The sequence below is a fragment of the Faecalibacterium prausnitzii genome (assembly GCF_049532945.1).
Classification (GTDB): Bacteria; Bacillota; Clostridia; order Oscillospirales; family Ruminococcaceae; genus Faecalibacterium; species Faecalibacterium prausnitzii_N.
Map to the genome: position 1 here is coordinate 2837691 of NZ_CP186691.1, position 23778 is coordinate 2861468.

Sequence of the window (23778 nt, forward strand, 5' to 3'; positions counted from 1 at the left end):
CTCCGGCGTTCCAGCGCCGTCTCCACGGCCCTCCGGGTGGTCTGCCCGCCCCGGTAGAGCACGACGGCCCGGTCGTTCTGCGAGAGGACGACCGCCGGAGCCATTTTACTGCCCACCAGTTCTACGCGGACCACATCCCGGCTGAAGGCGTTTCCGGCCCCGATGGCCAGCGCCGCTGTGAGCAGCACAGCGGGCACCGCCGCCCGCAGCCGGATGTTCCAGTGCCAGGCCAGCCCCAGCAGCGCAGCCAGCAGCAGGCAGACGAGCGCCGCGTAGGCCGTATTAAAATAGATCTGCGCACCCGGCCAGCCGGACACCCACAGGGCCCAGTGGTCGAGCAGGTCCACCAGAACTTCTGCCCCGAACGCCGTGGCCCGGTGCAGCGGCTCCAGCGCCGGGGCCAGCCCAGTGAGTGCTGCCGCCAGCCCCAGCAAGAGGATCGGTTCGACCAGCCAGAGCACGGCCACGCTGGAGACCAGCGCATACAGGCTGGTGCTCAGGCCCCGCAGCACCAGCACCGGAAAGGTCGCCATACAGGCACAGCCGGAGACGCAGAGCGTCTCCCACACCGCTGCCCCTGCTGCCGCAGACAGTTTGCAAGGACTCCGCCGCGTTTGCCGGCGGTTTTTTTGTTGCGGCGGCGTTTTTCTTCCCACCGCTCTGCACTGCGGCGGGCCAGTGCGGCACCCGCCAGTGTCCCCAGCACCGCCGCAAACGAAAGTTCAAAGCCGATATCGCACACTGCATAGCTGTTGCCTGCGGTCATCAGCACACCCGCCACGCCGAGAGAGGTCAGCGCATCCGCCGGGCCGTAAACCCAGACGCCCAGCGCGCTGATCCACACGGCTGCCCCGGCCCGGAGGACGGACGGCGTGAAGCTGGTCACTCCCACCAGCAGCACTGCCATCCCGGCCCGAAGCAGAGCATTCCGGCGGCAACTGGCGTAGCTGCGAAGTTTTCTGCGTTTCAGTCGGAACCGGGCCAGTACACTTCCGCAGAGGATGGAGACGTGCATTCCGCTGACGACCAGCACATGGGAAAGCCCAGCCCCGCGGTACGCATTCCGGAGGCGGGTGGAGAGATGGGAGCGGTCACCCGTGACCATTGCGGCCAGAACACCCGCCGGGTCCTCCGCCATGCCGCGCCGCAGCGCAGCGCTCAACCGGCTTTGCAGGCGGGCCGTCCGGGCGCGGAACGAGCGGCTTTCTCCCAGACGTTCCAGCTTGGTGCCCCCGGCAAGCTCCGCATTCAGCGCAATGCCGTCGGCATAGGCGGAACGCTGTTCTCCTTCCGGCAGTGCTTCCAGCGCAAAGGTCCCGCGCACCCGCTCCCCGGCGCTGCATCTCGGCAGGGCGGCGCATTCCACGCGGAAGTCCGCTGCTTCGCCGTCCACCGTTTCCACACGGAGAACGGCATCCACGACGCCCGGATAAAAGGAGGTGCGGACCTGCTCCACCTCGGCGGTCAGCGTGACAGAGGTGCCGTCATAGGCGGTCTGCAGGGCGTTCAGCCGGGCGTGGGTGCGCAGCACCGCCCCCAGGCCCAGCACGGCCCCTGCCAGCAGCAGAATGCCGCCCAGTTTCAGGGGCTTTCGGCCCAGCACAGCGGCAAGGAGCCCGCAAACAAAAATTGCCGCAAGCAGCGGCAAAAGCCATGCTTGCGGCAAAAAGGCGCACACCAACTCCACCCCCAGCGCACCGGCGCAAAAGAGGCAGAGCGGGCGTCTCATGATTTAGTGCAGGAAGAGGGGCAGCGGCTCCAGGAAGATGATATCCTTGCGCTCAGCTGCATCGCCCTCGGCCAGAACAGCGGCCTGGCCCACAATGGTGCACTGGGTCTGCTCAGCCAGCGCGTCCAGAGCCTTGAGCGAACCGCCAGTGGAAATGACATCGTCCACCACCAGAACGCGCTTGCCGCTCATCTTGTCCAGCTCCTTGCGGTCGATGACCAGCTTCTGCTTGCCTGCGGTGGTAATGGACTGATCCTCCACCACCACGGGGTCGGTCATATACAGCTTTTCGCCCTTGCGTGCGCAGACGTAGGGCTTGCCGCTCTGGCGGCTCATCTCGTGTGCCAGAGGGATGCCCTTGGCCTCGGCGGTCAGCAGGATATCAAAATCCGGGCACTTCTTCAGCAGTTCAGCGGCAGCAGCCACGGTCAGCTCGGCATCACCCAGCATGATAAAAGCAGCAATGTCCATGTGGTCATTCACCTTGCAGATGGTCAGCTCACGGGTCAGGCCTGCAACGTGCAGAGTATAGGTCTCAGCCATAACAATTCCCCTTCTCTTTGTAGTTCCGTTTGGTTTTGGCTCAGACAGGCAGCTTTTCGCCGCCCAGAACATGGAAATGCAGATGTTTCACGGTCTGGCCTGCGTCCTCGCCAACATTGGAAATGACGCGGTAGCCGTTGTTCAGGCCCTGCTCCGCAGCCAGCTTTGCGATCACTGCAAAGATATGGCCCAGCAGTGCGCCGTCCTCTTCGGTCAGCGCAGCGGCAGAGACAATGTGCTTTTTGGGCACCACCAGAAAGTGCACCTTGGCCTGCGGGTTGATGTCGTAAAACGCCACCACCTGCTCGTCCTCGTACAGCTTCTTGGAGGGGATTTTCCCCTCCGCGATCATACAGAACAGACAATCTTCCATGGGAAACAACTCCTTCCTGATATTTTATAAACGTCCCCGCCCTCTCAGGCCGCTTTGCGTCCAGCTCTCCCAAAGAGAGAGCCCTTGGCAAAACCATAAACTTTGGCAGCGCGTCAGCGCTGACGGAGAGGGCGAACCCGTTTTCTTATTCGCCCAGAGCCTTCTTGACGATGGCGCCGACAGCAGCCAGAGCTTCGTCGATCTTGGTCTCATCCTTCAGGCCGGCCATTGCAAAGTCCGGCTTGCCGCCGCCCTTGCCGCCGGCAATGGCAGCGATCTCCTTGACCAGAGCACCGGCCTTCAGGCCCTTTTCCTGTGCCTGTTTGGTCACAGTGACAGCCATGGTGATCTTATCCTCAGCCTTGCCCACCAGAACCGCCACAGCGGGCTTCACAGCCTTGTCGCGGACGGTATCGCACATGCCGCGCAGGGTGTCGCCGGTGGTGCCGGTGAAGTATGCAGAAGCGATCTTCACGCCGCCGATCTCTTCGGCATTGTCAAACAGGCTGGTCACCTTGGAAGCGGCGACCTGTGCCTTGATCTCTTCCAGCTCCTTGGCCAGAGCCTTGTTCTCAGCCATCACGGCCTCGGCACGGACGGGCAGAGCGGTCACGTTGTTTGCCTTCAGGGTGTTTGCCACGGTATGCAGCATAGCCTCCTGCAGGTTTGCACGGATCAGCAGGTTGCGGCCGGTGACAGCCTCGATGCGGCGGATGCCCGCAGCAACGGAGGCCTCGCTCACGATCTTGAAGCCGCCGATCTGGGCGGTATTCTTCACGTGGGTGCCGCCGCAGAACTCGGTAGACCAGCCCTCGATGTCCACAACACGCACGACCTTGCCGTACTTTTCGCCGAACAGAGCCATTGCACCCAGCTTCTTGGCTTCCTCAATGGGCATTTCCCGGACGGTGACGTTCATGGACTCGTAGATTTTATCGTTCACGATCTTCTGCACGCGGGCCAGCTCCTCGGGAGTGACAGCGCTGAAGTGGGTAAAGTCGAAGTGAGTGATCTCTGCATCCTGATAGGAGCCTGCCTGATGGACGTGGTCGCCCAGCACTTCACGCAGAGCTGCCTGCAGCAGATGGGTGGCGGTGTGGTTGCGGGCAATTGCCATGCGGTATTCCTTATCCACCTGAGCGGTCAGGTGGTCGCCCACCTTCACGATGCCGCTCTCCAGCACGCAGGTGTGGACGTAGTAGCCCTTGGGGGTCTTCTTCACATCCAGCACGCGCAGGCTACAGTCGGCGCTGTTCAGCATGCCGTGGTCCGCAGCCTGACCGCCCATCTCAGCGTAGAAGGGGGTCTTATCCAGAACCACCAGCACGCCGTCCTTTGCTTCCTCATCAGTAGCAATGGCGTCGGTCAGGGTCTCCTCGTCGCTCAGGGCGACCACGACACCGGTGTCGTTCAGGGTCTCGTAGCCGGTAAAGACGGTGGGCTCTGCATTCAGCGCACCGAACAGATCCTCGCTCCAGCCGGAGATGTTCTTCTTCAGGCGCTCCGCACGGGCACGCTCCTTCTGCTTGGTCATTTCGGCGTGGAAGCCTTCCTCGTCGATCTCAATGCCCTGCTCTGCAGCGATCTCCTTGGTCAGATCCAGCGGGAAGCCGAAGGTATCGTTCAGCTTGAACACATCCAGGCCCTTCAGCAGATGCTCATGTGCCTTTTCCAGACCATCGATCATGTTGTTCAGGATGTTCATGCCGGCATCAATGGTGCGGGCAAAGTTTGCCTCCTCGGTGCCGATGACCTTCTTGATATAAGCATCGTGCTCGCGCAGCTCGGGGTATGCGGTCTCGCTGGACTGGATGACAGTCTCCACCAGCTCCACCAGGAACGGGCGGGTGATGCCCAGCATACGGCCATGGCGGGCAGCACGGCGCAGCAGGCGGCGCAGCACATAGCCGCGGCCCTCGTTGGAAGGCAGGATGCCATCGGACACCATGAAGGTGCAGCTGCGGATGTGGTCGGTGATGACACGGATGGAGATATCGGTCTTATCGGTCTTGTCGTCCTCGCCGTAGGTCTTGTTGGCAATGTGCTCTACATGGTGCAGCACGCTCTGCACGGTGTCAACCTCAAACAGGTTGCCCACGCCCTGCATCACGCAGGCCAGACGCTCCAGACCCATGCCGGTATCAATGTTGGGGCGTGCCAGACGCTCGTAGTGGCCCTTGCCGTCGGCATCGAACTGACTGAACACCAGATTCCAGATCTCCATATAGCGGTCGCAGTCGCAGCCCACGCCGCAGGTCGGCTTGCCGCAGCCGTACTCGGGGCCGCGGTCAAAGTAGATCTCGGAGCAGGGGCCGCACGGGCCGGAGCCATGCTCCCAGAAGTTGTCTTCCTTACCCAGACGCACCATGTGGTCGGGGGCGATGCCCACCTTCTTGGTCCAGATATCGTAAGCCTCGTCGTCCTCTTCGTACACAGAGATGTGCAGGCGGTCCTTCGGAATGGCCATCCACTCGTCAGAAGTCAGGAACTCCCATGCCCAGGGAATGACCTCCTCTTTGAAGTAATCCTGGAAGGAGAAGTTGCCCAGCATTTCAAAGAAGGTGCCATGACGGGCAGTGATACCCACGCGCTCGATATCCGGGGTGCGGATGCACTTCTGGCAGGTGGTCACGCGGTGACGGGGCGGCTCTTCCTGAGCCAGAAACCACTTTTTCATGGGGGCCATGCCGCTGTTGATCAGCAGCAGGCTGGGGTCGTTCTTGGGCACCAGCGGGAAGCTGTCCAGACGCAGGTGGCCCTTGCTCTCAAAGAAGCTCAGGTACTTTTCACGCAGTTCATTCAAACCGGTCCATTGCATAACTGTATCTCTCCTCGTGGTTTTTCCGGCGTCCTCCTCCGGACGCAGTATTTTTATGACAGGCGAAAACAAAAACAGCCTCCGCCCCAACAAAGGGACGAAGGCTGTGTGAAAGCTCCGTGGTACCACCCAAATTGCAGGAGACTCTGCCCCCTGCCGCTTTCGGCGCGTTAACGCTGCGCTGCGTCCGACTTGTGTCGCCGGAAGCTCCGGGGCGGCTTGAAAAACCCTCTGCCGGAACGCCTTGCAGCCCGAAGCGGGCGTTCTCTCTGGGCGGCATCGTCTGTTTTTCTGACCCCATCATTGCCATCTGTCATAATCTGTTTTTCCACACAAACGGGCAAATCTCCCCTTTGCGCTCAATTCAGATTATAGCATGGTTGCGGCATTTGTCAAGCCCCTCTCAGGCGCTTTCGCGCCAGCTCTCCCAAAGGGAGAGCCCTTGGCAGGTCGGGCAGGCTGTACGCAACCCGGAGCATGCCGGGCTTCGCGTTCCCTTACGGCACCCAGATGCGGTGCACTTCCACGATTTTGCCCTCCTGTACTACAAGGGTCGTATTGTACACCGTCCAGTTATCGGGGTCTGCATTGATCGCTGCTGCCACCGCATCCGCACCCGTAGTCTCCACGGCTTCGGCCTGCGGGTCGGCAGAACTGTCCTTCAGCACTACATCCTCTGCCAGACTCAGTTCTGTTTCACCGACTTCATAGTAAACCGGATAGTCATCAAATGTTATGGTACGGTAATACTCCGAACCATCCATTAAAATCAGGTCCAGACCACCCTCCTGTTCGATTCCACCGTTGATCGTTACAGTATGATACTGATCGTTCTTCTCGATGCTGGTCACTTCCACTTCGGCATACTGATTTCCCGTCATATATTCTACGTGGAGCCGAATTTTATCGCCTACTTTCAGCGCATCGATGTCAGCTTTCTCGTAGGCATCATAGCTGTAGATTCGGGCTGTGACGGTTCCGTCCTTGACCTCAGAAGCAATATCCGCCGAAACGAATGTGATCGTGTCCGGTGTTTTCGTCACGTCTTCTATGGTAAAACTGCCGACAGGTTCCACAACGCCTTCTTCCTGCACACGGGACGAAGCGGGCACAGCACTGTTCGAAGCCGCCGGGCTGCTGGCCGTAGAAGCGGACGCCCCGCAGCCTGCCAGCCCTACGCCGACAGCCAGAGCCGCAGCAAGCATCCATACTTTATAATAGAATCTCATACGAACCCCTTCTTTCTGTGCATCCGATGATACACGCTTTTCACAAAAAAGCAACCCGGAATTTTTCCGTTCCGCTCGCTTGACGGAACGGCCCGGTTCCGCTACAATAAAAACGATTCAAAGACGCATTCTATTTCAAGATAGAGAGGAATTTCCCGTGAAAATTTTAAAAGTAAAGTGTCTTGCCCCTACCCGGCTGGACAATTACCTGATGCAGCAGTACCCGGCACTGAACCCGGGCCGCCTGAACAAGGCCCTGCGGGAGAACAAGATCAAGCTGAACGGCAAAAAGCAGCCCCTTTCCACCCGCGTGATGGCCGGTGATGAGATCAAGCTGTTCATTCTGGATGAAGTTCTGGATGCGGACCGCCGTGTGGACGGCCCGGCGTGGAAGAACGCCCGCGGCCCGGCACAGGTGGTCTACGACTGCCCGCAGATCGTCATTGTGAACAAGCCCGCCGGTCTTGCCGTGGATGGCCCGGAGGACGACACGCTGCTGAACCGCACCCTGCTCTACCTGAACCAGCAGGGCGAGTACAAGGAGAACGACCTGTACACCCCGGCGCTGTGCCACCGGCTGGACACCGGCACCAGCGGCCTTGTCATCGTTGCCAAGACCCCGGAGGCCGAAGAGCTGTTCCTTGCAGCCATCAAGAACCGCGAAGTGAAAAAGACCTACCTCTGCGTCACCTTCGGCCGTCCGATGCCGCCGGATGCCACTCTGGGCGGCTATCTGCTCAAGGACGCGGACCGCGGCATCGTGAAGATCGTGGAAGAAAAGCAGCCTGGTGCCAAGGAAGTGGAGACCCGGTACGAGACCATCGCCGTCTCTGGCCGTCTGGCCCTGCTGAAGGTGCAGCTGATCACCGGCCGCACCCATCAGATCCGCGCACACATGGCCAGCATCGGCTGTCCCATTCTGGGCGACAGCAAATACGGCAACAACACCGCCAACCGCGAGCTGAAGCTCAAGTATCAGGCCCTGTGCGCATGGGAGCTTGCCCTCCCCCGCTTCACCCAGCCCGACTTCGCCGACCTTTCCGGTAAAGTCTTCCGTGCCCCGAAACCGTGGTACTACCAGCAGGTGCTGGATGGGACGCTGAAATAATACGCGAATCTGCGGCAGCGCCGCAAATCAACAAACCCCTGAAAAATCGGAACGAGATCTTCACGCCGCAGGCGGGAATCTCCCGATTTTTCAGGGGTTTGTCTACTTCTCTCCCTTTAGATGCGCACCATCTCGCGGGTGATCTCGCTGATGGAGTGTGCCCCGCACATCTGCATCGTATCAGCCAGTTCCCCGGCGATCTTGTCGATGTAGCACTTCACGCCTTCCTCGCCGCCGCCATACACAGCCGTGACGAACGGGCGGCAAATCAGCACGCCGTCTGCTCCCAGTGCCAGTGCTTTGAACACATCCACACCGGTGCGGATGCCGCCGTCCACCAGGATCTTCACGCCGGTGCCCTTGAGGGCTGCTGCGATCTCCGGCAGCACCTCGGCAGTGGCCGGGCACTGATCCAGCACGCGGCCGCCGTGGTTGGACACCACGATAGCAGCCGCGCCGGCTTCCTTTGCCTTCCGTGCGCCCTTAACGGTCATAACGCCCTTGACGATAAAGGGACGGCCTGCCAGTGCAACGATCTCCTTCAGCTCTGCCACGCTCTTGCTGCCTGCGGGCGGAGTCATGTTCTTCAGGAAGGGCAGACCGGCTGCGTCCACATCCATGGCCACGGCAAAGCAGCCGCTGGCCTTGGCCTCGGCCATCTTTTCCTTAATGGTATCAATGTTCCAGGGCTTGATGGTGGGCACGCCGCAGCCGTTTGCTGCGCCAATGGCCTTGGTGGCCATCTCCATAACGGTGGGGTTGGTGCCGTCGCCGGTAAAGGCAGCGATGCCGTTCTCTGCACAGGCGCGCACCAGCACATCATTATAGGTCATATCGGTATAGGCTTCGGAGTAGTGCAGGTTCACAGCACCCACCGGGCCTGCAAAGAACGGGGAAGCTCTTGCCAAACAGCTCAATATGGGTGTCCGGGGTGCCTCCCTCGCACAGGGTGTCCATGTTCACGCGGATCTCGGCCCACTTATTATAATTGCGGATGGCCGTATCGCCCACGCCCTTGGCACCGGGGCCGGGGATCTGGTTTTTGCAGGCCACGCCGTTGCACACCGGGCAGGCCTTGCAATACTTGCCGATGTTCTGCCGAGCATTGCTCAAAACGTCTGAATAATTCATTGTGATCGTCCTCCTATTTACATTCCAATCCCCGCGGAATTTCCCATTCCGCGCACTCTCTGCCCTCATCATAGTCCCGTTTGGGGCTTGCGTCAAGAGGATTTATCGGGCAGCGGCATTTCCTTCAGAATTTCTTCTTCGAGCCTGTGTCATTTTTTGATTTTCTGAAATTTTTTCAAAAAAATCCTTGACAAAAGTGCTTCTTTCAGGTATTATAGTGGAGCGCTGAGGGCCACGGCCCAAAACGCAGAACCGAATATGGAAAGATGGCTGAGTTGGTCTAAGGCGCACGACTGGAAATCGTGTAACGTGTCAAAAGCGTTCTGGGGTTCGAATCCCCATCTTTCCGCCAAAATGCCCGGAACCGATGGTTCCGGGTTTTTGTTTTATCGGTCAGCGGGCCTGCCCTCTTCGTCCGCTTCGCAGACAGTTCTCCCAAAGGGAGAGTCCCTGGCAGACCGGGCAATTCCCCGCTTTTTACAAAGGCAGCCGGACTCCGTGTTCGCGGGCAGCGGCTGCAAACAATGAGGCAGTTGAATATGCGTGTTGTGATCGCCATGCCGCGGATGAGCACCGACCCGGAGCCGACCGTGGCACAATCCAAATACATTGAAAGTCTGGCCCGCGCCGGAGCCGGGATGCGCTGGGTCGAGCTGAGCGACCCCGAACAGGCGATGCAGGACGCCCTGACCTGCGACGGCCTGCTGCTGCCCGGCGGCGGCGACATGGACCCGAAGTTCTACGGGCAGGCGCGCATCCCCGCCTGCGGCGAGCCGAATCTTCTCCGCGATGCAGCCGAGCCGCTGCTGCTGCGCGCCTTTCTGGCCGCAGACAAACCAGTGCTGGGCATCTGCCGGGGCATCCAGGTCATGAATGCCGTGCTGGGCGGCGACCTGTATCAGGACATCAAGCCCTTCGAACATCTGCCGCACAACGACCACTGGGCCAAAGTCCACACCGTCACCGTCCGCCGGGGCACCCTGCTTTCCCGCATTTTGTGGCAGGACACCGTGCTCGTCAACAGCCAGCACCATCAGGCCGTGGACCGGGTCGCCCCCGGCTTCACCCTCGCCGCGCTGAGCGAGGACGGCATCGTGGAGGCCATCGAAAAGCCGGACGCAAGGTTCTGCCTCGGCGTCCAGTGGCACCCGGAGTGGCTCAGCGATGCAGACCCCGCCATGCAGAGCCTGTTCGATGCGTTCGTGAACGCCTGCTCGAAATAAAGGAGGTTTTTCCATGACTGCTCCCAAAAGCAACAAGCGGGGCCGTGCCGCCCTCGTGGTGATTCTCTGCCTGCTGGCGCTCTGCCTGGCGGCAGGCGGCACGGTGTACGGTCTGCTGTCTCGCAAGGTCAAGGCCATTCAGGCCGGGGCGGACTTCGATTTCCGCTACACCGTTACCTCCACAGCCTCCCGGACGCCTGCGCTGTACGGGGTGCTGGAACAGGTCGGGGCCACGCAGGGCACTGTCTCCGGCCAGTATGCGCCCGGCAGATTTCAGTTCACGCTGACCTCCCAGAAGAACCGTTCCGCCTTCACGCGGGTGTACATCGACGCGAACGAGACGCTGTACGACGCCGGGCAGCTCTACACCTACCTGCGCGGAGAGATTGTGGCTGCGGCCCCTCTGGCCGGGCTGGTGCTGCCCAACTGGTCCATGGGCAGCTACATCTCCCAGACCCAGCTGGCTTCCCTGCTGGGCGTGGAGCTTTCCGCCGTGGAGATGCAGGACATGACGAACCTGACGCTGGGGCTTGGAGCCCTGCAAAAGGTCACACCCGCCGGGGCGCTGGACGGCTACACCTACTACCAGCTGCCCGCCGGGGAGACCGACCTCACCTGCATCGTCGGTCTGCCGCTGAAGGAATTGTTCTCCGGCACGACGCCGCTCCACATCCTGCTGACCATTCCTGAACACGAAGTGCGCATCTCGCTCAGCGGCACCGTCACCGCCGCTGAGACTGCCGTGGTGGCCCCCACCTCCCGGATGAGCGACGCCGATGTGGACAACTTCGTCCAGCTCCGTCAGGCACTGGAGAAATTTGCAGAAGTGCTTCAGAAAGCAGCCTCTTAAACAGCAAGAGCTGCTGCACCCGCCGTGCAGCAGCTCTTGCTTTCTTTTTATCGGTCCAGGATGCGGCCATCGGTGGAGAAGGTGACTACATTCCACGGGATGAACTTTCCGCTGTTCTTCAGAGCAGTGATGGCAGCGTGCTCCAGCCCGCCGCAGCAGGGCACCTCCATGCGCAGCACCGTCACGCTCCGGATGTCGTTCTGGGAGAGGATGGCCGTCAGCTTTTCGCTGTAATCCACAGCATCCAGCTTCGGGCAGCCGATGAGGGTGATCCTGCCCTGCATGAACTCCTGATGGATGTTCGCATAGGCATAGGCGGTGCAGTCGGCGGCGATCAGCAGCTTGGCACCGTCAAAGTAGGGCGCGTTCACCGGCACCAGCTTGATCTGGCAAGGCCACTGTGCCAGCTGGGAGGGCATCGCGGCACCTGCCGCAGAGGCCGGGGCCGGTTTGCGGTCGAACTGGTGCATCTGGTGGCCGGGGCAGCCGGAGTGTGCCGGGGCAGCAGCGGCAGCGGCCTTTTTCTGCTTGTTTTCCAGCACAGCCTGCTCGTCATAAGCGGCGGCTTCGCGCTCGGTAAAGGTGATGGCACCGGTGGGGCATCCGGGCAGGCAGTCGCCAAAGCCGTCGCAGTAGTCGTCCCGCATCAGCTTGGCCTTGCCGTTCACAAGGCCGATGGCACCCTCGTGGCAGGCGGTGACGCAGGCACCGCAGCCGTTGCATTTTTCTTCGTCTATATGAATGATTTTCCGAATCATAAGGGAATCCTCCTTGCTTTTTCTGTGCACAGTATACTATAATGACAGCAAAGATTCGGTTGTTGTAACCACAAAGAGGGATTTTTATGGATTATCACTCGATTTTTCTGTTTCAGGGCCTGACCGAGGCCGACATCGACCAGATGGAACGCAGCCGCTGCCTGCGGCGGAAAGCCTTTGCCCGCCGCCAGACCATCTTCTGCACCGGCGACACCGTGCATGAGATCGGCATCGTGCTGCGGGGTGCCGTCCACATCGAAAGCATCGACCTCTGGGGCAGCAAGAGCATCCTCAGCGAGGTGGGCGAGGGGCAGGCCTTTGCCGAGACCTATGCGTTCTGCGGAGAGCCGCTGATGGTAGACGTCCTCGCGGCGGCAGACTGCGAGGTGCTGTTTCTGGACACGTCTGCCCTTTCCCGCCCCCACGCCGAACACAGCTGGCAGGACCGCCTGCTGCGGAATCTGCTCCGTGTCTCCATGAAAAAGAACCTTGCCCTCTCCCGCCGCATCCTCTGCACCGCCCCCAAGACCGTGCGGGGGCGGCTACTGACCTACCTGTCCGGTCAGGCCGTTCAGGCGGGCGGCATGGAGTTCGACCTCCCCTTCAACCGCCAGCAGATGGCCGACTACCTCAATCTGGACCGCAGCGCCCTCTCCAAAGAGCTGTGCAAAATGCGGGACGAAGGGCTGCTCACCTTCCGCAAGAACCACTTCGTGCTTCGGCAGCTACCGGAGCTGCTGTGAGTGCCAGGTACAGAAAACGCGCAGAGCCGCTTCCCCCGCTTCGGGAAGCACGCTCTGCGCGTTTGTATGATGTTCGGTCTTACTGGCCCATGTCCGCGTGTTCCTGAAGCCACTTGGCACCTTCGCCTTTGCCGGTCACCTGACTGTAGGTCACGTTCGTCAGCTCTTTGATCATCGCATCTTTTTCTTCTTTGTACTCTTTTTCCGCAGCATCTGCAATGCTCTGGTCGTAGCCATTTTCCCGCAGGTATTGGCGCAGCTCCGTGACGATCTCCTGGAACTCCTTGTCGCATTCGCTCTGCAGTTTGGTCAATTCCATCGTCTTCCCCAGCACGATAGAGACCTTCAACGCCAGATTCCGTTCTTCTACGGGGTGTTCCATATATTCACTATACGCACTGCTTGCGGTCTGATACAGTTTTTTGCTGCTGCGTTTTTGCAGGCTCCGGAGCTGCCACACATACGCATTGATCTTTGCATCCGTGGTCTCCGTTGTATGCGAGCTGCTAGACGAGGCCGAGGCCGATGTCGAAGACGACGCTGCATGAGACGACGCCGCATGGGACGAAGCCGCCGAATGCGCTGCGGACTTCGAAGAAGCGGCGTAGCTCGAAGCCGCCGACGAAGCCGCCGAATGCGCTGTGGGCTTCGAAGAAGCGGCGTGGCTCGAAGCCGCCGACGAAACGGCTGCTTCGGACGTGAACGCACTTGCGTCCCCGCTCTCTACGCTGCTGTCCGCTTCCTCCGAGGATGCGTCCGGCTCCTCTTCCGGCTGCGGCTCCGGCACACTGGCTGAGGCTGCGGCACTGGCCGCACTGGACACCGGCACTTCCGCCTGCGCTTCCGAGCTGCTGGCCGCAGCGCTGGCTGTAACCTCGTCGGTGGGGTCTGCGTTTGCGATGTGCAGTCCGAGCGGCACCGCTGCAACGAGAAGCAGCGCAAGGGCTGCGATCAGTTGTTTTGTGTTCTTCTGCATCTTCTATCAGACGCTCCCTTCCTCTGGAATTCCCGCAGGAGGCTGCAGAGTCTCTCAAGCATACCATTTCACACCCCTGAACACAACCCCTAAATCGTGAAATTTCTGTTTGATTTTCGTTTTGGGCCGGTCTGCCCGGCGTCCGGCGGCGGCCGAACGCGGAACGCTCCCGTTTGCGTCAGGCCTGCTGAATGGCTTCCACCAGCTCCAGCTCTTCGCCGCAGTACCGGGCATAGAGCGGCTGGACCAGTGTGCGGAATGCTTCCAGTTCCTCCTCTGAGAGGGTGATCTCCCGGCAGCCGGCGGCCAGCACACTTTGGCGGGCGCGGGCCTCTTCCTCGGTCCAGAGCTGGCGCTCATACTGAGCGGACTCTCTGGCGCACTGCCGGAGGATGGTCTGATATTCCTCCGGCAGCTGGGCCCAGGTGCGGCCGGAAGCCAGCTGCACCTCCGGTACGCGGCTGTGCTCATCCACGGTATAATACGGAGCGACCTTGTAATGGTCCATCCGGTAGTATGCGGGCCAGTTATTCTCGGCTGCGTCGATCTTCCCGGTCTGGAAGGCCGAATAGACATCGCTGTAAGCAAAAGTCACCGGCTGTGACCCCAGCAGCTTCATCATATCCAGGACGATCTGGCTGTCCTGCACACGGACGGTCGTTCCGGCCAGGTCGTTCAGGCTGCGGATGGGCTGCTTCGCATAAAACGAGCGGGCACCCGCGTCGTACCAGCTCAGGCCCACAAGCTCCCGCCGGGTGAACTCCTGCAAAAATTCCTCGCCCAGTGCCCCATCCAGCACGCGCCACATGTGGTCGGCATCCCGGTAGAGATACGGCAGCAGCAGCACATTCAGCTTGGGCAGGTCGTCTGCCGCAATGGCCAGCGAGAGGCGGGCAAAATCCACCCCGCCCAGTGCGAGCTGCTCCCAGATCTCCTGTTCCGTGCCGTATTCGGCATCGCTGTGCACCTGGATAACCACCCTGCCGCCGGTGCGCTCCTGCACGAGCTGCGCAAAGCGCTCCGCTCCCTGGGTGGTGGGGTATCCGGCCGGCTGATTGTCTGCATAGGTCAGCACAAACTCCGGCGTGACCGGTTCCGTCTTCTCTGCGCCGCAGCCTGCCAGCAGCCCTGCCAGACAGAGGGCCAGAAATGCGCGTCGCTCCATCTCCTATCACCTCGGTCTTTAGTATAATACAGCCCGGCCTGCCGATGCAAGAGCAAAGAGAAAGGCGGCACCCGAATTGCAGATGGGTGCCGCCTTTCTCCATTCGGAGAAGATATGAAATGAGATGAGTGAAATGCGCGTTTACGCCAGACCGGTCAGCTGCGGCAGAGCCATGGACACGGCCGGGAAGTAGGTGACCAGCAGCAGGCCGCCGATGATGGCCACATAGTACATAAGCATGTACGGCATGACCTTGGAAAGCGAGGTGCGGCCCACCTTGATGCCCACGAACAGGGCGTTGCCCACAGGCGGGGTGATGTTGCCGATGCACAGGTTATACACGAGGATCAGACCGAACTGGATGGTGCTCATGCCAAAGCTCTGGCAGATGGGCAGGAACAGCGGGGTGAAGATGAGGATGGCCGGGGTCACATCCATAAAGGTGCCGGACACCAGCAGGATCACGTTCATGATGAGCAGGATGATGTACTTGTTGCTGGTCAGGCTCAGCAGGGCTGCTGCAACCGCATCCGGGATCTGCAAAAAGGCCATGACCCAGCCCAGAATGTTGGAAACACCCACAAGGAACACCACCATGCCGGACATCTTGGCAGAGTCCACGATGATCTTCCACAGGCTCTTCAGGTTGATGGAGCGGTAGCAGAAAGCAAGGATCAGAGCATAGGCAACGGCAATGGCAGAGCCTTCGGTGGCAGAGAACACACCGCCGATGATGCCGCCGATGACCACGATGATCAGGGACAGGGAAGGCAGAGCGCGCAGGGTGCAGATGCCGAGATTTTTCCAGTCAAACTTACCGGGGGTGCCTTTATAGCCCAGCTTGACCGCCAGCAGCACGCCCACCACGCAGCAACACAGCGCCCAGATGATGCCGGGAATGTAACCGGCCATGAACAGCGCAGCCACAGAGGTGCCGCCGGATGCCAGAGAGTAGGTAATCAGGGCGTTGGACGGCGGGATCAGCAAACCGGAGCAGGAGGAAGCGGCATTGGTGGCAGCGGTCACGGCGGGGTCGTAGCCCTGCTCCTCGGCACCGTCGCGGATCATGGAGCCAACAGCAGCCGCCGCAGCGGAAGCAGAGCCGGAGATGGCGCCGAACAGAGCGTTGGTGCCGATGTTGGTCACCAGCAGTGCGCCGGGCATCTTGCCCAGAATGGCCATGACGAAATCCACCAGACGTTTGGCGATGCCGCCCTGATTCATGATGTTGCCGGCCAGAATAAAGAACGGGATGGCAGTCAGACTGAACTTGCTCATGCCCACAAAGGTGCGCTGGGCAGCGGTCAGCACGGCAACGTTCAGGTCAATGGAAGAAAGGATGGCAGTCAGGGAAGAGACTGCAATGGCGTACGAGATGGGCACGCCGAGGAACAGCAGCACCAGCAGCACTGCCAGAATTACGAGTAACGCTTGAATTGCCACAGCTTAGTCCTCCTTATTTTCCTTGTCGGCATCGGCAGCCATTTCGGCTTCCACCTTTGCAAAGTCTGCATCTTCCGGGGTATCCAGACAGATGGAGCCGTTGGCGATGCCGATAATGTTCAGCACGGAATACACCAGAATGATCACGCCGCAGATGGGCATGACCCAGTAGAACACGCCCACGGCAACGCCCAGCGAGGAGGTCTGCTGTCCCATAGCCAGCTGGGACACCTGAAAACCGCCGAACACCAGAATGGTCGCAGAGAAGATGAAGGCGATGACCTCAGCAAAGATGTGGAACGCCTTGCGCATGGTGGGGTTGAACCGGTCCACCAGCACGGGAATGTTCATGTGGCCGCGCTCGCCAGAGACGATGGTGGCCCCCAGCATGGTGCTCCAGCCGAACAGATAACCCACCAGCTCTTCCGACCATGTGGAGGGAGAGTTGAAGATATAACGTACGATGACCTGATAGGTGGTCAGCACCACCATGACCGTCATGCTCAGACCTGCCAGCAGGTTGAGCACCTTGTTCAGGGTATTTCTCAGTTTTTCCATGATGCTCCTCCTCAGTCCGCAGTGTGGGCAGCGTTGTGCTGCTGGATCAGGTCATAAATGGGCTGCAATTCCGGGTTTGCTGCCAGCACGGAATCGTGCAGGGGGGCCATAGCCTCCTGAAACGGTGCAGTGTCCGGGTAAATAAAGTTGACGTGCTGCTCATTCTCGGCCTTATCTTTCGCCTCAGCCACAGCATCCTCCCAAGCATCCTGCTCGGTGCGCTTCACGATCTGGAAACCCTCTTCAAAGATCGCGCGCTCCTCGTCGCTGAGTTCGTTCAGGAAAGCGTAGTTTGCAACCAGCAGGTCCGGCACCATCTGGTGCATATCGTAGGAGTAATACTTGCAGATATCGCCGTGACCGTTATCGGTCAGAGCCAGCTCGTTGTTCTCGGCACCGTCCAGAATACCGGCCTGCAAGGCGGTGTACACATCGCCGAAGCCCATGGGCGTAGCGGTGCCGCCCAGCAGACGCATCATTTCCACGTTGGTGGGCGACTGCTGTACGCGGATCTTCAGACCCTTCAGGTCGGAGGGCTGGTTGATGGGGGTCTTGATGGTGTAGAAGTTGCGGGTGCCGGCATCCAGCCATGCCACCGTTTCCAGACCGGCCTTGGAAGTGGTCTTGAAAATGGGGTCCGTCACCTCGGGGTCGTCCATCGCCTCGTGGTAGGCTTCTACGCTGGAGAACAGGTAAGGCAGGTTGAAGATTTGGTATTTGGCGCTGAAGGTCTCCATGATGGCAGTGGATGCCACTACAAAGTCGATGGCACCGGTCTGGGTCAGCTGCACCATTTCGGTCTGGGAGCCCAGCAACTCGCTGGGGTACACCTCCACGCGGTACTTATCGCCCAGCTTCTCGTTGATGTAGTTGGCAAAGGCTTCCAGTCCAAGATGATCCGGGTGGGTCTGGGACTGCACATGGCCGATGCGCACGATCTTGCGGTCATCCTGCTCGCCGCCGCTGCAGCCCGTCAGCATCAGGCCGCCGGACATTGCCGCTGCGCCCATCAGCGACAGAAACGTTCTTCTCTTCATGGATCGAATCCTCCCTTTTCGTTCGGTTTTCCTTTTCTCTTTGCAAAATAATTCTAACAACTCGTTCATTTTTGCGAAACCGGATTATTTTGTGAAACGCAGTACGATTTTGTCTTTGTTGTATCCAAGTACAATTTTCTTCTCTCTCAGACGAAAGAAACTGGACAACTTCCTCTTTTTTCATGGCGTTTTGTCTGCGCTGGGGGGACAGCAAAAAAGCCCCCCTCAACGAGGGAGGCAGGGCAGGGCAGCGCACAGGGAAGGCGGAAGAATTCACTCCCCTTTTACCGCCTGTTCGGCGGCCGCCAGACGGTATTCCGAAGGGGTCTGGCCGGTCAGGCGCTTGAACACCCTTGTAAAATAGTTGGCGTCGCTGTAGCCGCAGGCGGCGCTGATATCCTTCAGGTTCAACCGGCTGTCGGTCATCAGCTGCCGGGCCTTCTGCACCCGGAACTCGTTGAGGTAGGTGGAGAAGTTTACCTTAAAGCACTGCTTGAACAACTTGCAGAAGTAGGCGTCCGAGTAGCGCAGCGCAGCGGCGGCATCCTGCATGGAGATATCCTCCCGGTAGTGGTTTTCGATGAACGCATACATCTCAGACCGGATGACGGCCGTGCGCACATCGTCCACCTCTTCTTTCAGTGTGGGGACCTCTGCCCTTGGCCGGGCCATATGGGCCACCGGAGACGACACCTGCCGGATGGCATCCTCCACCGCGAATACCAGTTCCTGCTCGTTGTAAGGCTTGAGCAGATAGTCCAGCGCGCGGACCGAAATGGCCTGCCGGGCATAGGCAAATTTATCATAGCCGGTGAGAAACAGGATGCCGCAGTTCTTATCTGTCTCCCGGATCCTGCGGGCCACTTCCAGCCCGGTCAGGCCCGGCATCTCGATGTCCAGGATGACCAGCTGCGGGGCCTCCTGCTCGAACAGTTCCATGGCCTCGCGGCCGTTCCGGGCCTCAAACAGCAGGATAAGGTCTCCCAGATATTTTTGCAGCGTCTTGCACAGGACCTTCCGCTCAATGAGTTCATCTTCTGCCACCAGCACCTTGCACTTCATGCGTGTTCCTCCTTCTGCTCCTGGGTCGTTTGCGGGATCTCGAACCGGATGACCGTTCCATGCCCGGCCCGGCTGTTGATCTTCATCGCACCGTCCGGGTAGAGCATCGCGATCCGCCGGGAAATATTCCCAAGACCGATGCTCCTGCCGGTCTGCTCGCTCTGCCGGATCTTTTCCTGCAGGGCGGCAAGCTCCGCTTCCGTCATGCCTTTGCCATTGTCGGCCACTGTGACCAGCAGGCGGTTTCCCTCCTGCCAGACCCGCAGCAGGATGCGCCCGCCCTCCTCACAGGCCTTCAGCCCGTGGCCAAAGGCGTTTTCAATGATGGGCTGCAAGGTGAAAGAGGGCAGCCGCACCGCCGACGGGTCCACCTCGATCTTCTTTTCCACAGTGATGCGTCCATCGAACCGCATCTGCTGCAAATAAATGTAATCCTCCAGCCCGTCCAGTTCCTCCTCCAGCGTGATCTGCTGACGCTTGGTGCGCAGGTTGTGCCGGAACAAACTGCCCAGATGCACGATCATCTGGTCGGTGGTGGAAGCATCCTCCAGCCGCGCCATGCAGGAGATCATGTTCAGGGTGTTGAACAGAAAATGCGGATTCACCTGACTTTTGAGCACCTCCAGCCGGGTGTGCTCCAGATCCTTTTCCAGTGCAAGGTTCCGCACCTCTTCCCGGTGGAGGGCGGTCTGGGCCGCAAGATAGTCGGCCATGGCGTGCTTCATCTGGTTGAAGGTTCCCGTCAGCCGCCCCACCTCGTCGCTGGTCCGGACGGGCAGGTCTTCGCCCGAAAAATCGTTCTGTGCAATGCTGCGGGAAGCCTGCGCCAGCCGCAGCAGCGGGGCCACCACGGTGGAGCGCAGCAGCCGGATGACAACGGCCATCAGCACCACCGACGCCGCCAGCAGCCCGGCGTAGAGCCAGGGCAGCCGTTTCAGAAAGAGCGCGCGTTCTTTATAAATGAGGTTCTGCTGTTCCAGCGTGGCCTGTGTCAGACGTAGCGCATACTCGGCAAGGTAGTCCTGCGCGCCCATCACCTCGTACATCGCGTCGACATAGTCCGGCGCGGTCTCCGGAAGCTGCCAAAAGGCATCCCGCTGCTGCTGATAGCCCGCATAGCCCTGCTTCAGGTTCCAGGTACGGGCGTAGCGTTCCTCCCCGATGACGCCGCAGTCGAAGGGCAGCGCGTCCAGGCTCTGCTCCGCAGCCGCGCAGGCTGCCGTGTAATCCTGCGCGTTCTCCTGCGAGGGTTCCCGGACGTAGCGTTCAAAGGCTCTGGCCTCGGCCTTGATGGCGTCCTGCACGGTGTAGCAGGCCGCGTTGTCTTCCAGCAGCGCGTCGAAAGAGTTCAGAGTCCACTGCCCCACCGCTGTGGCCGCCCCCACGCCCACCACGGCTGCCAGGAACAGCGCGGCCAGCCAGCCCGCGACCTTGGTGCGCAGCGAGATGCCATGCGGCTCTGTGTGCATCGTTCTCCCCTGCCTTTCCCCTGTTTTTCTTTAGTATACCGACTCTGCCGCCAAAGTGCAACCAAAAAGAACCGCCGTCTGCTCAAACGAATCCAAAAGCAGACGGCGGTTTTCAAAAGAGAAGAGAGAAGGACAGTTTTCAGGGGGTCAACGGGCCAGCAGGATGGCTGCGGTCACTTCTTTTGCGTCCGTGCTCAGGTCAAAGTCGCCGCCGTCCTGCAGGGCGAAGCGGATCTCGTACACCTTCTGCGCGCGGAGACGGCCGGAGGCATTTTCCAGCGACCAGCTGCCCGTAAAGGCGTGATACTGCCCGTCGGTGCCCTTGGCGTAGAGCTTGTAGTCGGAGGCCTTGCCGGTCAGGCCGTTGACCCGGATGGCGGCAATGGTCTGGGGGTGGAGGTTGTCGAAGGTGACGGTGTGCAGCCAGGTCGCCGGGGTGCCCTGCCCGCCTGCTGCGGCAAATTCTGCCGCCGAAACGACGGTGCGGCGGGTCTTATCCAGGTCCACCTTGCGGTAGGGCATCTCCGGCAGGTAGACGAAGCGGTCCTGCAGACGGAGCAGCTCCTTGTAGCCGGTGGGGCAGTACAGCTTGTTGCCGTCCCGCCCGGCATACATGCCGATGGCCATGTTGTTGTAGCCGTACAGCGACGCGACGTCCACGGTGAGGGCGGTCTTTCCCGTCTCAAAATCCAGCACGATGTACTGCCACATGCCGCTGTCCACATCCTGCACGAAGCCGTAAATATAACCGGTAGCCGTGGAGAGCTTCATCATGGAGGTGTCGCTGAGGTCGTCGCGGCACCAGACGCTCTTCATGGTCCAGCCGTCGTCGGTCCGGATGGTATCCACCCGCTCGATGCCGGGCATGATCATGCTGTTGCCCTTCATCAGCCAGTTGCGATCGTAGATGTTCTCGTAGCTCTGGATGGAGGAATCGTTGTCGGGTTTGGCGAGGTTCGGGCTGCCGGCGCCGAACCAGTTGCAGACGATGGTGCTGATGGTGCCGATGCCGTGGTCGTAGACGATGGCGGAGTTTTCCACCGAGACCGGCATATTGGCGGGCAGCTCGTCGATGACGGGCAGGCTGGCCACGATGGTACCGGTGTGGATATCCAGCGCCAGCAGGCTCACGGTGTCCAGATTGTCGGTGAAGAAGACCAGGTCCCGGCTGAGGGAGGGCGAGCAGCCGCTGCCCCAGGCCAGACCGCCGCCGGTGGTGGCGTCGCCCTCATGGCTGTCCTTGGCACCCACGCTGTTGTAGCCGGTGTGCCAGACGACCTCCACACCATTGTTGGCCCGCAGCAGGTAGCAGGCCAGGTTCGTCAGGATGACTGCACCCTCCTTGCAGGCGGCGATGCCGTTTTCGGCACCTTCCCCGGCGATGGGCGCATAGACGTGGACTTCGTGGTCGAGGTCGGCCGTGCCTCCCGCCAGGATGGCCTCGATGGCGGCATGGGAGACATAGCCCATCGCGCCCTGCTGGCCCCGACTGGGGTAGATGCGGAAACCGCCCGTCACGAACCAGAGGTTGCCCTCGTAGTCAAAGACAACGGAAAGGAGCTTCTGGTCCAGCGTTCTGCCCAGCACCTTTTCGGCTGCGGCCTTGATATCGATGTCCAGCACCTTTTCGAACACCGGCAGCGGGGTGCCGTTCTCATCGGCGGCACGGAGCATCAGGACGTGGTTGTGGCTGGTGGGGCAGACGATGAGGTTCCGCCCGTCCACGAACGAATAGGAGCTCTGGATGACATACCCGCCGCCGTCGTGCTTGGTGGGCGAGAAGAAGCCCCGCGTGGTCACCTCTTCCGCATCCAGGTCCCGGATGGCGAGACCGCCCAGGAACGGGCTGATGGGGTTGTCGAAATTGTCAAAGAAGATGGCCGGAGAGGCATTGGGGTTGACCTTTTCCATCGCCACATTGACTTCCGGGCAGATGCCGATGGGCAGAACGGCATCTGTGGAGTCGGTGTTGTAGCAGTCGTGGTGGATGTTGGACTCGCTGAAGCCCATAAAGGGGTTGGCATCCACGACCTTGGCGGTCAGAGGCTTGGGCGGAAGGGCGGTCTCCGCCTTGCTGCCCAGCAGTCCGGTCAACAGGCTGTTGGTCTCCTCCGCATGGGCGGCAGGTGCAAGGCCGCAGGCCAGCAGGGTGAATGCAGATGCGCTGAGAAAGCTACGTCGTGTCATTTTCATCGTGTTGATCCTCCAATTTTCCATTGATGCGTTGTCGATTCGTTATAAATTCAGGAGCACATTGGCTCGGAAGACGTTGTTCTTCGTTTCTACGGTCAAATCGCCATTGTACTTGCGGACGGCGGTCTCGATGGAGACCAGCCCGATGCCGATCCCCTCGTGCTTGGTAGAGTGCAGAACGCCGCCCTGCTTTTTCAGCACGCCGTCATAGCGGTTCTCCACCATCAGGCCCATCATGGCCGGGCTGAGCATCCGGGCCAGCACCTTGATCTGCCGTTCTTCCGGCGGCAGCTTCTGGCTGGCATGGAGCGCATTTTCCAGCAGGTTGCCAAGAATGGTGCACAGGTCGGCCTCCGGCAGGGGCAGGAGCTTGGGCAGTTCCAGCTTCCATTCGATGGGCACCCCCTTCTGCCGGGCCTCGTAGTCGTAGTGGCCGGCAAGCGCATCCACCGCAGCGTTGACGCACAAGGTGGGTCTGGCATCGCTGAGTTTGCTCTCGTACTGGCTCAGGTAGCTTTTCAGTTCATCCAGCCGCCCGGCCTCGGTCAGGCCGGAGATCACATGCAGGTGCTGGCGGAAATCGTGCCGCAGGTGGCGGGTCTGTTCCAGATAGCTGCGCAGCTCCATATAGCGGCGGGACTCCACGGCCAACAGCTGGTTTTCGCGGTCCAGCTGGGAGCTGCGGGCATACTCCTTTGCCACGCGGTACATCTCGTACAGCAGCAGAAAGATGCCCAGCAGCGAGATGCTCACTGCCAGCACCGCGATGATCATGATCCGGTTGAGCAGGACGACCGACGGGTCCAGCGGGACGCAGAAGATGAGGAAGGCCGCATAGATGGCCGGCAGCGGCCATGCCGACTCCCAGAAGGCTTCGCCGTGGTACTCCTGCAAGAGCCATGCGCTCCACCGGACGGCTGTGAAATGGAAGAGGACACTCAGCACCGCCGAGAGCCCCAGTGCCAGCAGCGCTGTGGAGACCAGATTGGCCTCCTGCTGGTTGCCGGTCTCGGCGCGGGCGTTCAGCACCACGGCCATCAGCGAACAGACCGCCAGCATGACAGCGGAGATCGAGAACAGGAAGGCCGTCTGGCCGACGGTCACTCCCTCCGTCCGCCATCGCAGCAGCCGGAACGAGACGATGAGGATGGGGAGCAGGAAAACGTTGCTGGGCAGTTCAAAGATCGTGCACAGCGCTGCACACCCAAGGCACAGTGCCGTGAGGGCACCGCCCGCGATCCAGCAGGTCGTTTTGGGGTCCTTCAGGTGGTCCTGCAGCGGGGCCAGGCAGAGATAGGCCCCCGGATACAACAATGCAAATTCGAGAAAGTAGCGTCCGAACAACACAGCATCCACGGCGTTTTTCTCCT

The 23778-nt window shown here is 60.4% G+C and carries 19 protein-coding genes, 1 tRNA gene and 2 pseudogenes; 5 read left to right on the forward strand and 17 right to left on the reverse strand.

What is annotated here, in order from left to right; genetic code table 11:
- Positions 1-278: 278 nt before the first annotated feature.
- The 6 genes and pseudogenes from ACNQFG_RS14365 to ACNQFG_RS14390 form a co-directional block, all read right to left on the reverse strand.
- Positions 279-533 (reverse strand): annotated as a pseudogene (locus tag ACNQFG_RS14365) (ComEC/Rec2 family competence protein); the annotation flags it as partial.
- Positions 497-1729 (reverse strand): ComEC/Rec2 family competence protein, encoded by a 1233-nt coding sequence (locus tag ACNQFG_RS14370; RefSeq protein WP_423405345.1) that lies wholly within the window; start codon positions 1727-1729, stop codon positions 497-499. The pseudogene ACNQFG_RS14365 and the gene ACNQFG_RS14370, both read right to left, overlap by 37 nt.
- A 3-nt stretch (positions 1730-1732) precedes the next feature.
- On the reverse strand, positions 1733-2272 hold the full coding sequence (locus ACNQFG_RS14375) for a phosphoribosyltransferase family protein (protein ID WP_423405346.1): 540 nt from the start codon (positions 2270-2272) through the stop codon (positions 1733-1735).
- Between the two features lie 40 nt (positions 2273-2312).
- Positions 2313-2645 (reverse strand): histidine triad nucleotide-binding protein, encoded by a 333-nt coding sequence (locus ACNQFG_RS14380; RefSeq protein WP_005946271.1) that lies wholly within the window; start codon positions 2643-2645, stop codon positions 2313-2315.
- A gap of 145 nt (positions 2646-2790) precedes the next feature.
- The gene (alaS, locus tag ACNQFG_RS14385; RefSeq protein WP_423405347.1) at positions 2791-5463 is read right to left on the reverse strand and encodes an alanine--tRNA ligase; all 2673 of its coding nucleotides are present in this window, start codon (positions 5461-5463) and stop codon (positions 2791-2793) included.
- Between the two features lie 497 nt (positions 5464-5960).
- Positions 5961-6692 carry a hypothetical protein gene (locus tag ACNQFG_RS14390; RefSeq protein WP_423405348.1) on the reverse strand — a complete coding sequence of 244 codons (732 nt, stop codon included), beginning with the start codon at positions 6690-6692 and terminating at the stop codon, positions 5961-5963.
- Between the two features lie 157 nt (positions 6693-6849).
- Between ACNQFG_RS14390 and ACNQFG_RS14395 the strand changes: the two genes are divergently transcribed.
- Complete coding sequence (locus tag ACNQFG_RS14395; RefSeq protein ID WP_423405349.1) at positions 6850-7800, forward strand: RluA family pseudouridine synthase; 951 nt, start codon at positions 6850-6852, stop codon at positions 7798-7800.
- Positions 7801-7916: 116 nt separating this feature from the next.
- Here the strand turns inward: ACNQFG_RS14395 and ACNQFG_RS14400 are convergent.
- Positions 7917-8931, reverse strand: a pseudogene (locus ACNQFG_RS14400) (alpha-hydroxy-acid oxidizing protein).
- A 260-nt stretch (positions 8932-9191) separates the two neighbouring features.
- On the opposite strand from ACNQFG_RS14400, the gene ACNQFG_RS14405 reads away from it, so the two are divergent.
- From ACNQFG_RS14405 to ACNQFG_RS14415, 3 genes are all read left to right on the forward strand, one after another.
- Positions 9192-9283 (forward strand) — tRNA-Ser (locus ACNQFG_RS14405).
- 187 nt (positions 9284-9470) lie between these two features.
- Positions 9471-10154, forward strand: a complete 684-nt coding sequence (locus ACNQFG_RS14410) for a gamma-glutamyl-gamma-aminobutyrate hydrolase family protein (protein WP_423405350.1) — start codon at positions 9471-9473, stop codon at positions 10152-10154.
- 13 nt (positions 10155-10167) lie between these two features.
- Positions 10168-11004, forward strand: coding sequence for a hypothetical protein (locus ACNQFG_RS14415; RefSeq protein WP_423405351.1), 837 nt, complete (start codon positions 10168-10170; stop codon positions 11002-11004).
- Between the two features lie 47 nt (positions 11005-11051).
- On the opposite strand, the gene ACNQFG_RS14420 is transcribed toward ACNQFG_RS14415, so the two are convergent.
- The gene (locus tag ACNQFG_RS14420; RefSeq protein ID WP_423405352.1) at positions 11052-11762 is read right to left on the reverse strand and encodes an ATP-binding protein; all 711 of its coding nucleotides are present in this window, start codon (positions 11760-11762) and stop codon (positions 11052-11054) included.
- Positions 11763-11848: 86 nt separating this feature from the next.
- On the opposite strand from ACNQFG_RS14420, the gene ACNQFG_RS14425 reads away from it, so the two are divergent.
- On the forward strand, positions 11849-12505 hold the full coding sequence (locus ACNQFG_RS14425; protein WP_423405353.1) for a Crp/Fnr family transcriptional regulator: 657 nt from the start codon (positions 11849-11851) through the stop codon (positions 12503-12505).
- Between the two features lie 79 nt (positions 12506-12584).
- Here the strand turns inward: ACNQFG_RS14425 and ACNQFG_RS14430 are convergent, their stop codons facing one another.
- From ACNQFG_RS14430 to ACNQFG_RS14470, 9 genes are all read right to left on the reverse strand, one after another.
- A complete protein-coding gene (locus ACNQFG_RS14430; RefSeq protein ID WP_423405354.1) occupies positions 12585-13481 on the reverse strand; it encodes a hypothetical protein in 897 nt (298 codons plus the stop codon).
- A 178-nt stretch (positions 13482-13659) separates the two neighbouring features.
- Positions 13660-14646 carry a TRAP transporter substrate-binding protein gene (locus ACNQFG_RS14435; RefSeq protein ID WP_423405355.1) on the reverse strand — a complete coding sequence of 329 codons (987 nt, stop codon included), beginning with the start codon at positions 14644-14646 and terminating at the stop codon, positions 13660-13662.
- Positions 14647-14787: 141 nt separating this feature from the next.
- Positions 14788-16089, reverse strand: a complete 1302-nt coding sequence (locus tag ACNQFG_RS14440) for a TRAP transporter large permease (protein WP_423405356.1) — start codon at positions 16087-16089, stop codon at positions 14788-14790.
- Between the two features lie 3 nt (positions 16090-16092).
- Entirely contained in the window at positions 16093-16647 is a 555-nt protein-coding gene (locus tag ACNQFG_RS14445) for a TRAP transporter small permease (RefSeq protein ID WP_005939311.1), read from the reverse strand.
- Positions 16648-16658: 11 nt separating this feature from the next.
- Positions 16659-17684 carry a TRAP transporter substrate-binding protein gene (locus ACNQFG_RS14450; protein ID WP_423405357.1) on the reverse strand — a complete coding sequence of 342 codons (1026 nt, stop codon included), beginning with the start codon at positions 17682-17684 and terminating at the stop codon, positions 16659-16661.
- 273 nt (positions 17685-17957) lie between these two features.
- Entirely contained in the window at positions 17958-18746 is a 789-nt protein-coding gene (locus tag ACNQFG_RS14455; RefSeq protein ID WP_423405358.1) for a response regulator transcription factor, read from the reverse strand.
- A complete protein-coding gene (locus ACNQFG_RS14460) occupies positions 18743-20215 on the reverse strand; it encodes a sensor histidine kinase (RefSeq protein ID WP_423405359.1) in 1473 nt (490 codons plus the stop codon). Before ACNQFG_RS14460 ends, ACNQFG_RS14455 begins: the two co-directional genes overlap by 4 nt.
- 147 nt (positions 20216-20362) lie before the next feature.
- Positions 20363-22408, reverse strand: coding sequence for a hypothetical protein (locus ACNQFG_RS14465; RefSeq protein WP_423405360.1), 2046 nt, complete (start codon positions 22406-22408; stop codon positions 20363-20365).
- Between the two features lie 42 nt (positions 22409-22450).
- The gene (locus ACNQFG_RS14470; RefSeq protein ID WP_423405361.1) at positions 22451-23764 is read right to left on the reverse strand and encodes a GHKL domain-containing protein; all 1314 of its coding nucleotides are present in this window, start codon (positions 23762-23764) and stop codon (positions 22451-22453) included.
- Positions 23765-23778: the final 14 nt, after the last annotated feature.

Coding starts and splice junctions, on each gene's coding strand:
- ACNQFG_RS14425 (WP_423405353.1), top strand. CDS start 11,849: ATGGATTATCACTCGATTTTTCTGTTTCAGGGCCTGACCGAGGCCGAC.
- ACNQFG_RS14465 (WP_423405360.1), bottom strand. CDS start 22,408: ATGAAAATGACACGACGTAGCTTTCTCAGCGCATCTGCATTCACCCTG.
- ACNQFG_RS14455 (WP_423405358.1), bottom strand. CDS start 18,746: ATGAAGTGCAAGGTGCTGGTGGCAGAAGATGAACTCATTGAGCGGAAG.
- ACNQFG_RS14380 (WP_005946271.1), bottom strand. CDS start 2,645: ATGGAAGATTGTCTGTTCTGTATGATCGCGGAGGGGAAAATCCCCTCC.
- ACNQFG_RS14370 (WP_423405345.1), bottom strand. CDS start 1,729: ATGAGACGCCCGCTCTGCCTCTTTTGCGCCGGTGCGCTGGGGGTGGAG.
- ACNQFG_RS14390 (WP_423405348.1), bottom strand. CDS start 6,692: ATGAGATTCTATTATAAAGTATGGATGCTTGCTGCGGCTCTGGCTGTC.
- ACNQFG_RS14420 (WP_423405352.1), bottom strand. CDS start 11,762: ATGATTCGGAAAATCATTCATATAGACGAAGAAAAATGCAACGGCTGC.
- alaS (WP_423405347.1), bottom strand. CDS start 5,463: ATGCAATGGACCGGTTTGAATGAACTGCGTGAAAAGTACCTGAGCTTC.
- ACNQFG_RS14445 (WP_005939311.1), bottom strand. CDS start 16,647: ATGGAAAAACTGAGAAATACCCTGAACAAGGTGCTCAACCTGCTGGCA.
- ACNQFG_RS14430 (WP_423405354.1), bottom strand. CDS start 13,481: ATGCAGAAGAACACAAAACAACTGATCGCAGCCCTTGCGCTGCTTCTC.
- ACNQFG_RS14450 (WP_423405357.1), bottom strand. CDS start 17,684: ATGAAGAGAAGAACGTTTCTGTCGCTGATGGGCGCAGCGGCAATGTCC.
- ACNQFG_RS14375 (WP_423405346.1), bottom strand. CDS start 2,272: ATGGCTGAGACCTATACTCTGCACGTTGCAGGCCTGACCCGTGAGCTG.
- ACNQFG_RS14460 (WP_423405359.1), bottom strand. CDS start 20,215: ATGCACACAGAGCCGCATGGCATCTCGCTGCGCACCAAGGTCGCGGGC.
- ACNQFG_RS14410 (WP_423405350.1), top strand. CDS start 9,471: ATGCGTGTTGTGATCGCCATGCCGCGGATGAGCACCGACCCGGAGCCG.
- ACNQFG_RS14435 (WP_423405355.1), bottom strand. CDS start 14,646: ATGGAGCGACGCGCATTTCTGGCCCTCTGTCTGGCAGGGCTGCTGGCA.
- ACNQFG_RS14415 (WP_423405351.1), top strand. CDS start 10,168: ATGACTGCTCCCAAAAGCAACAAGCGGGGCCGTGCCGCCCTCGTGGTG.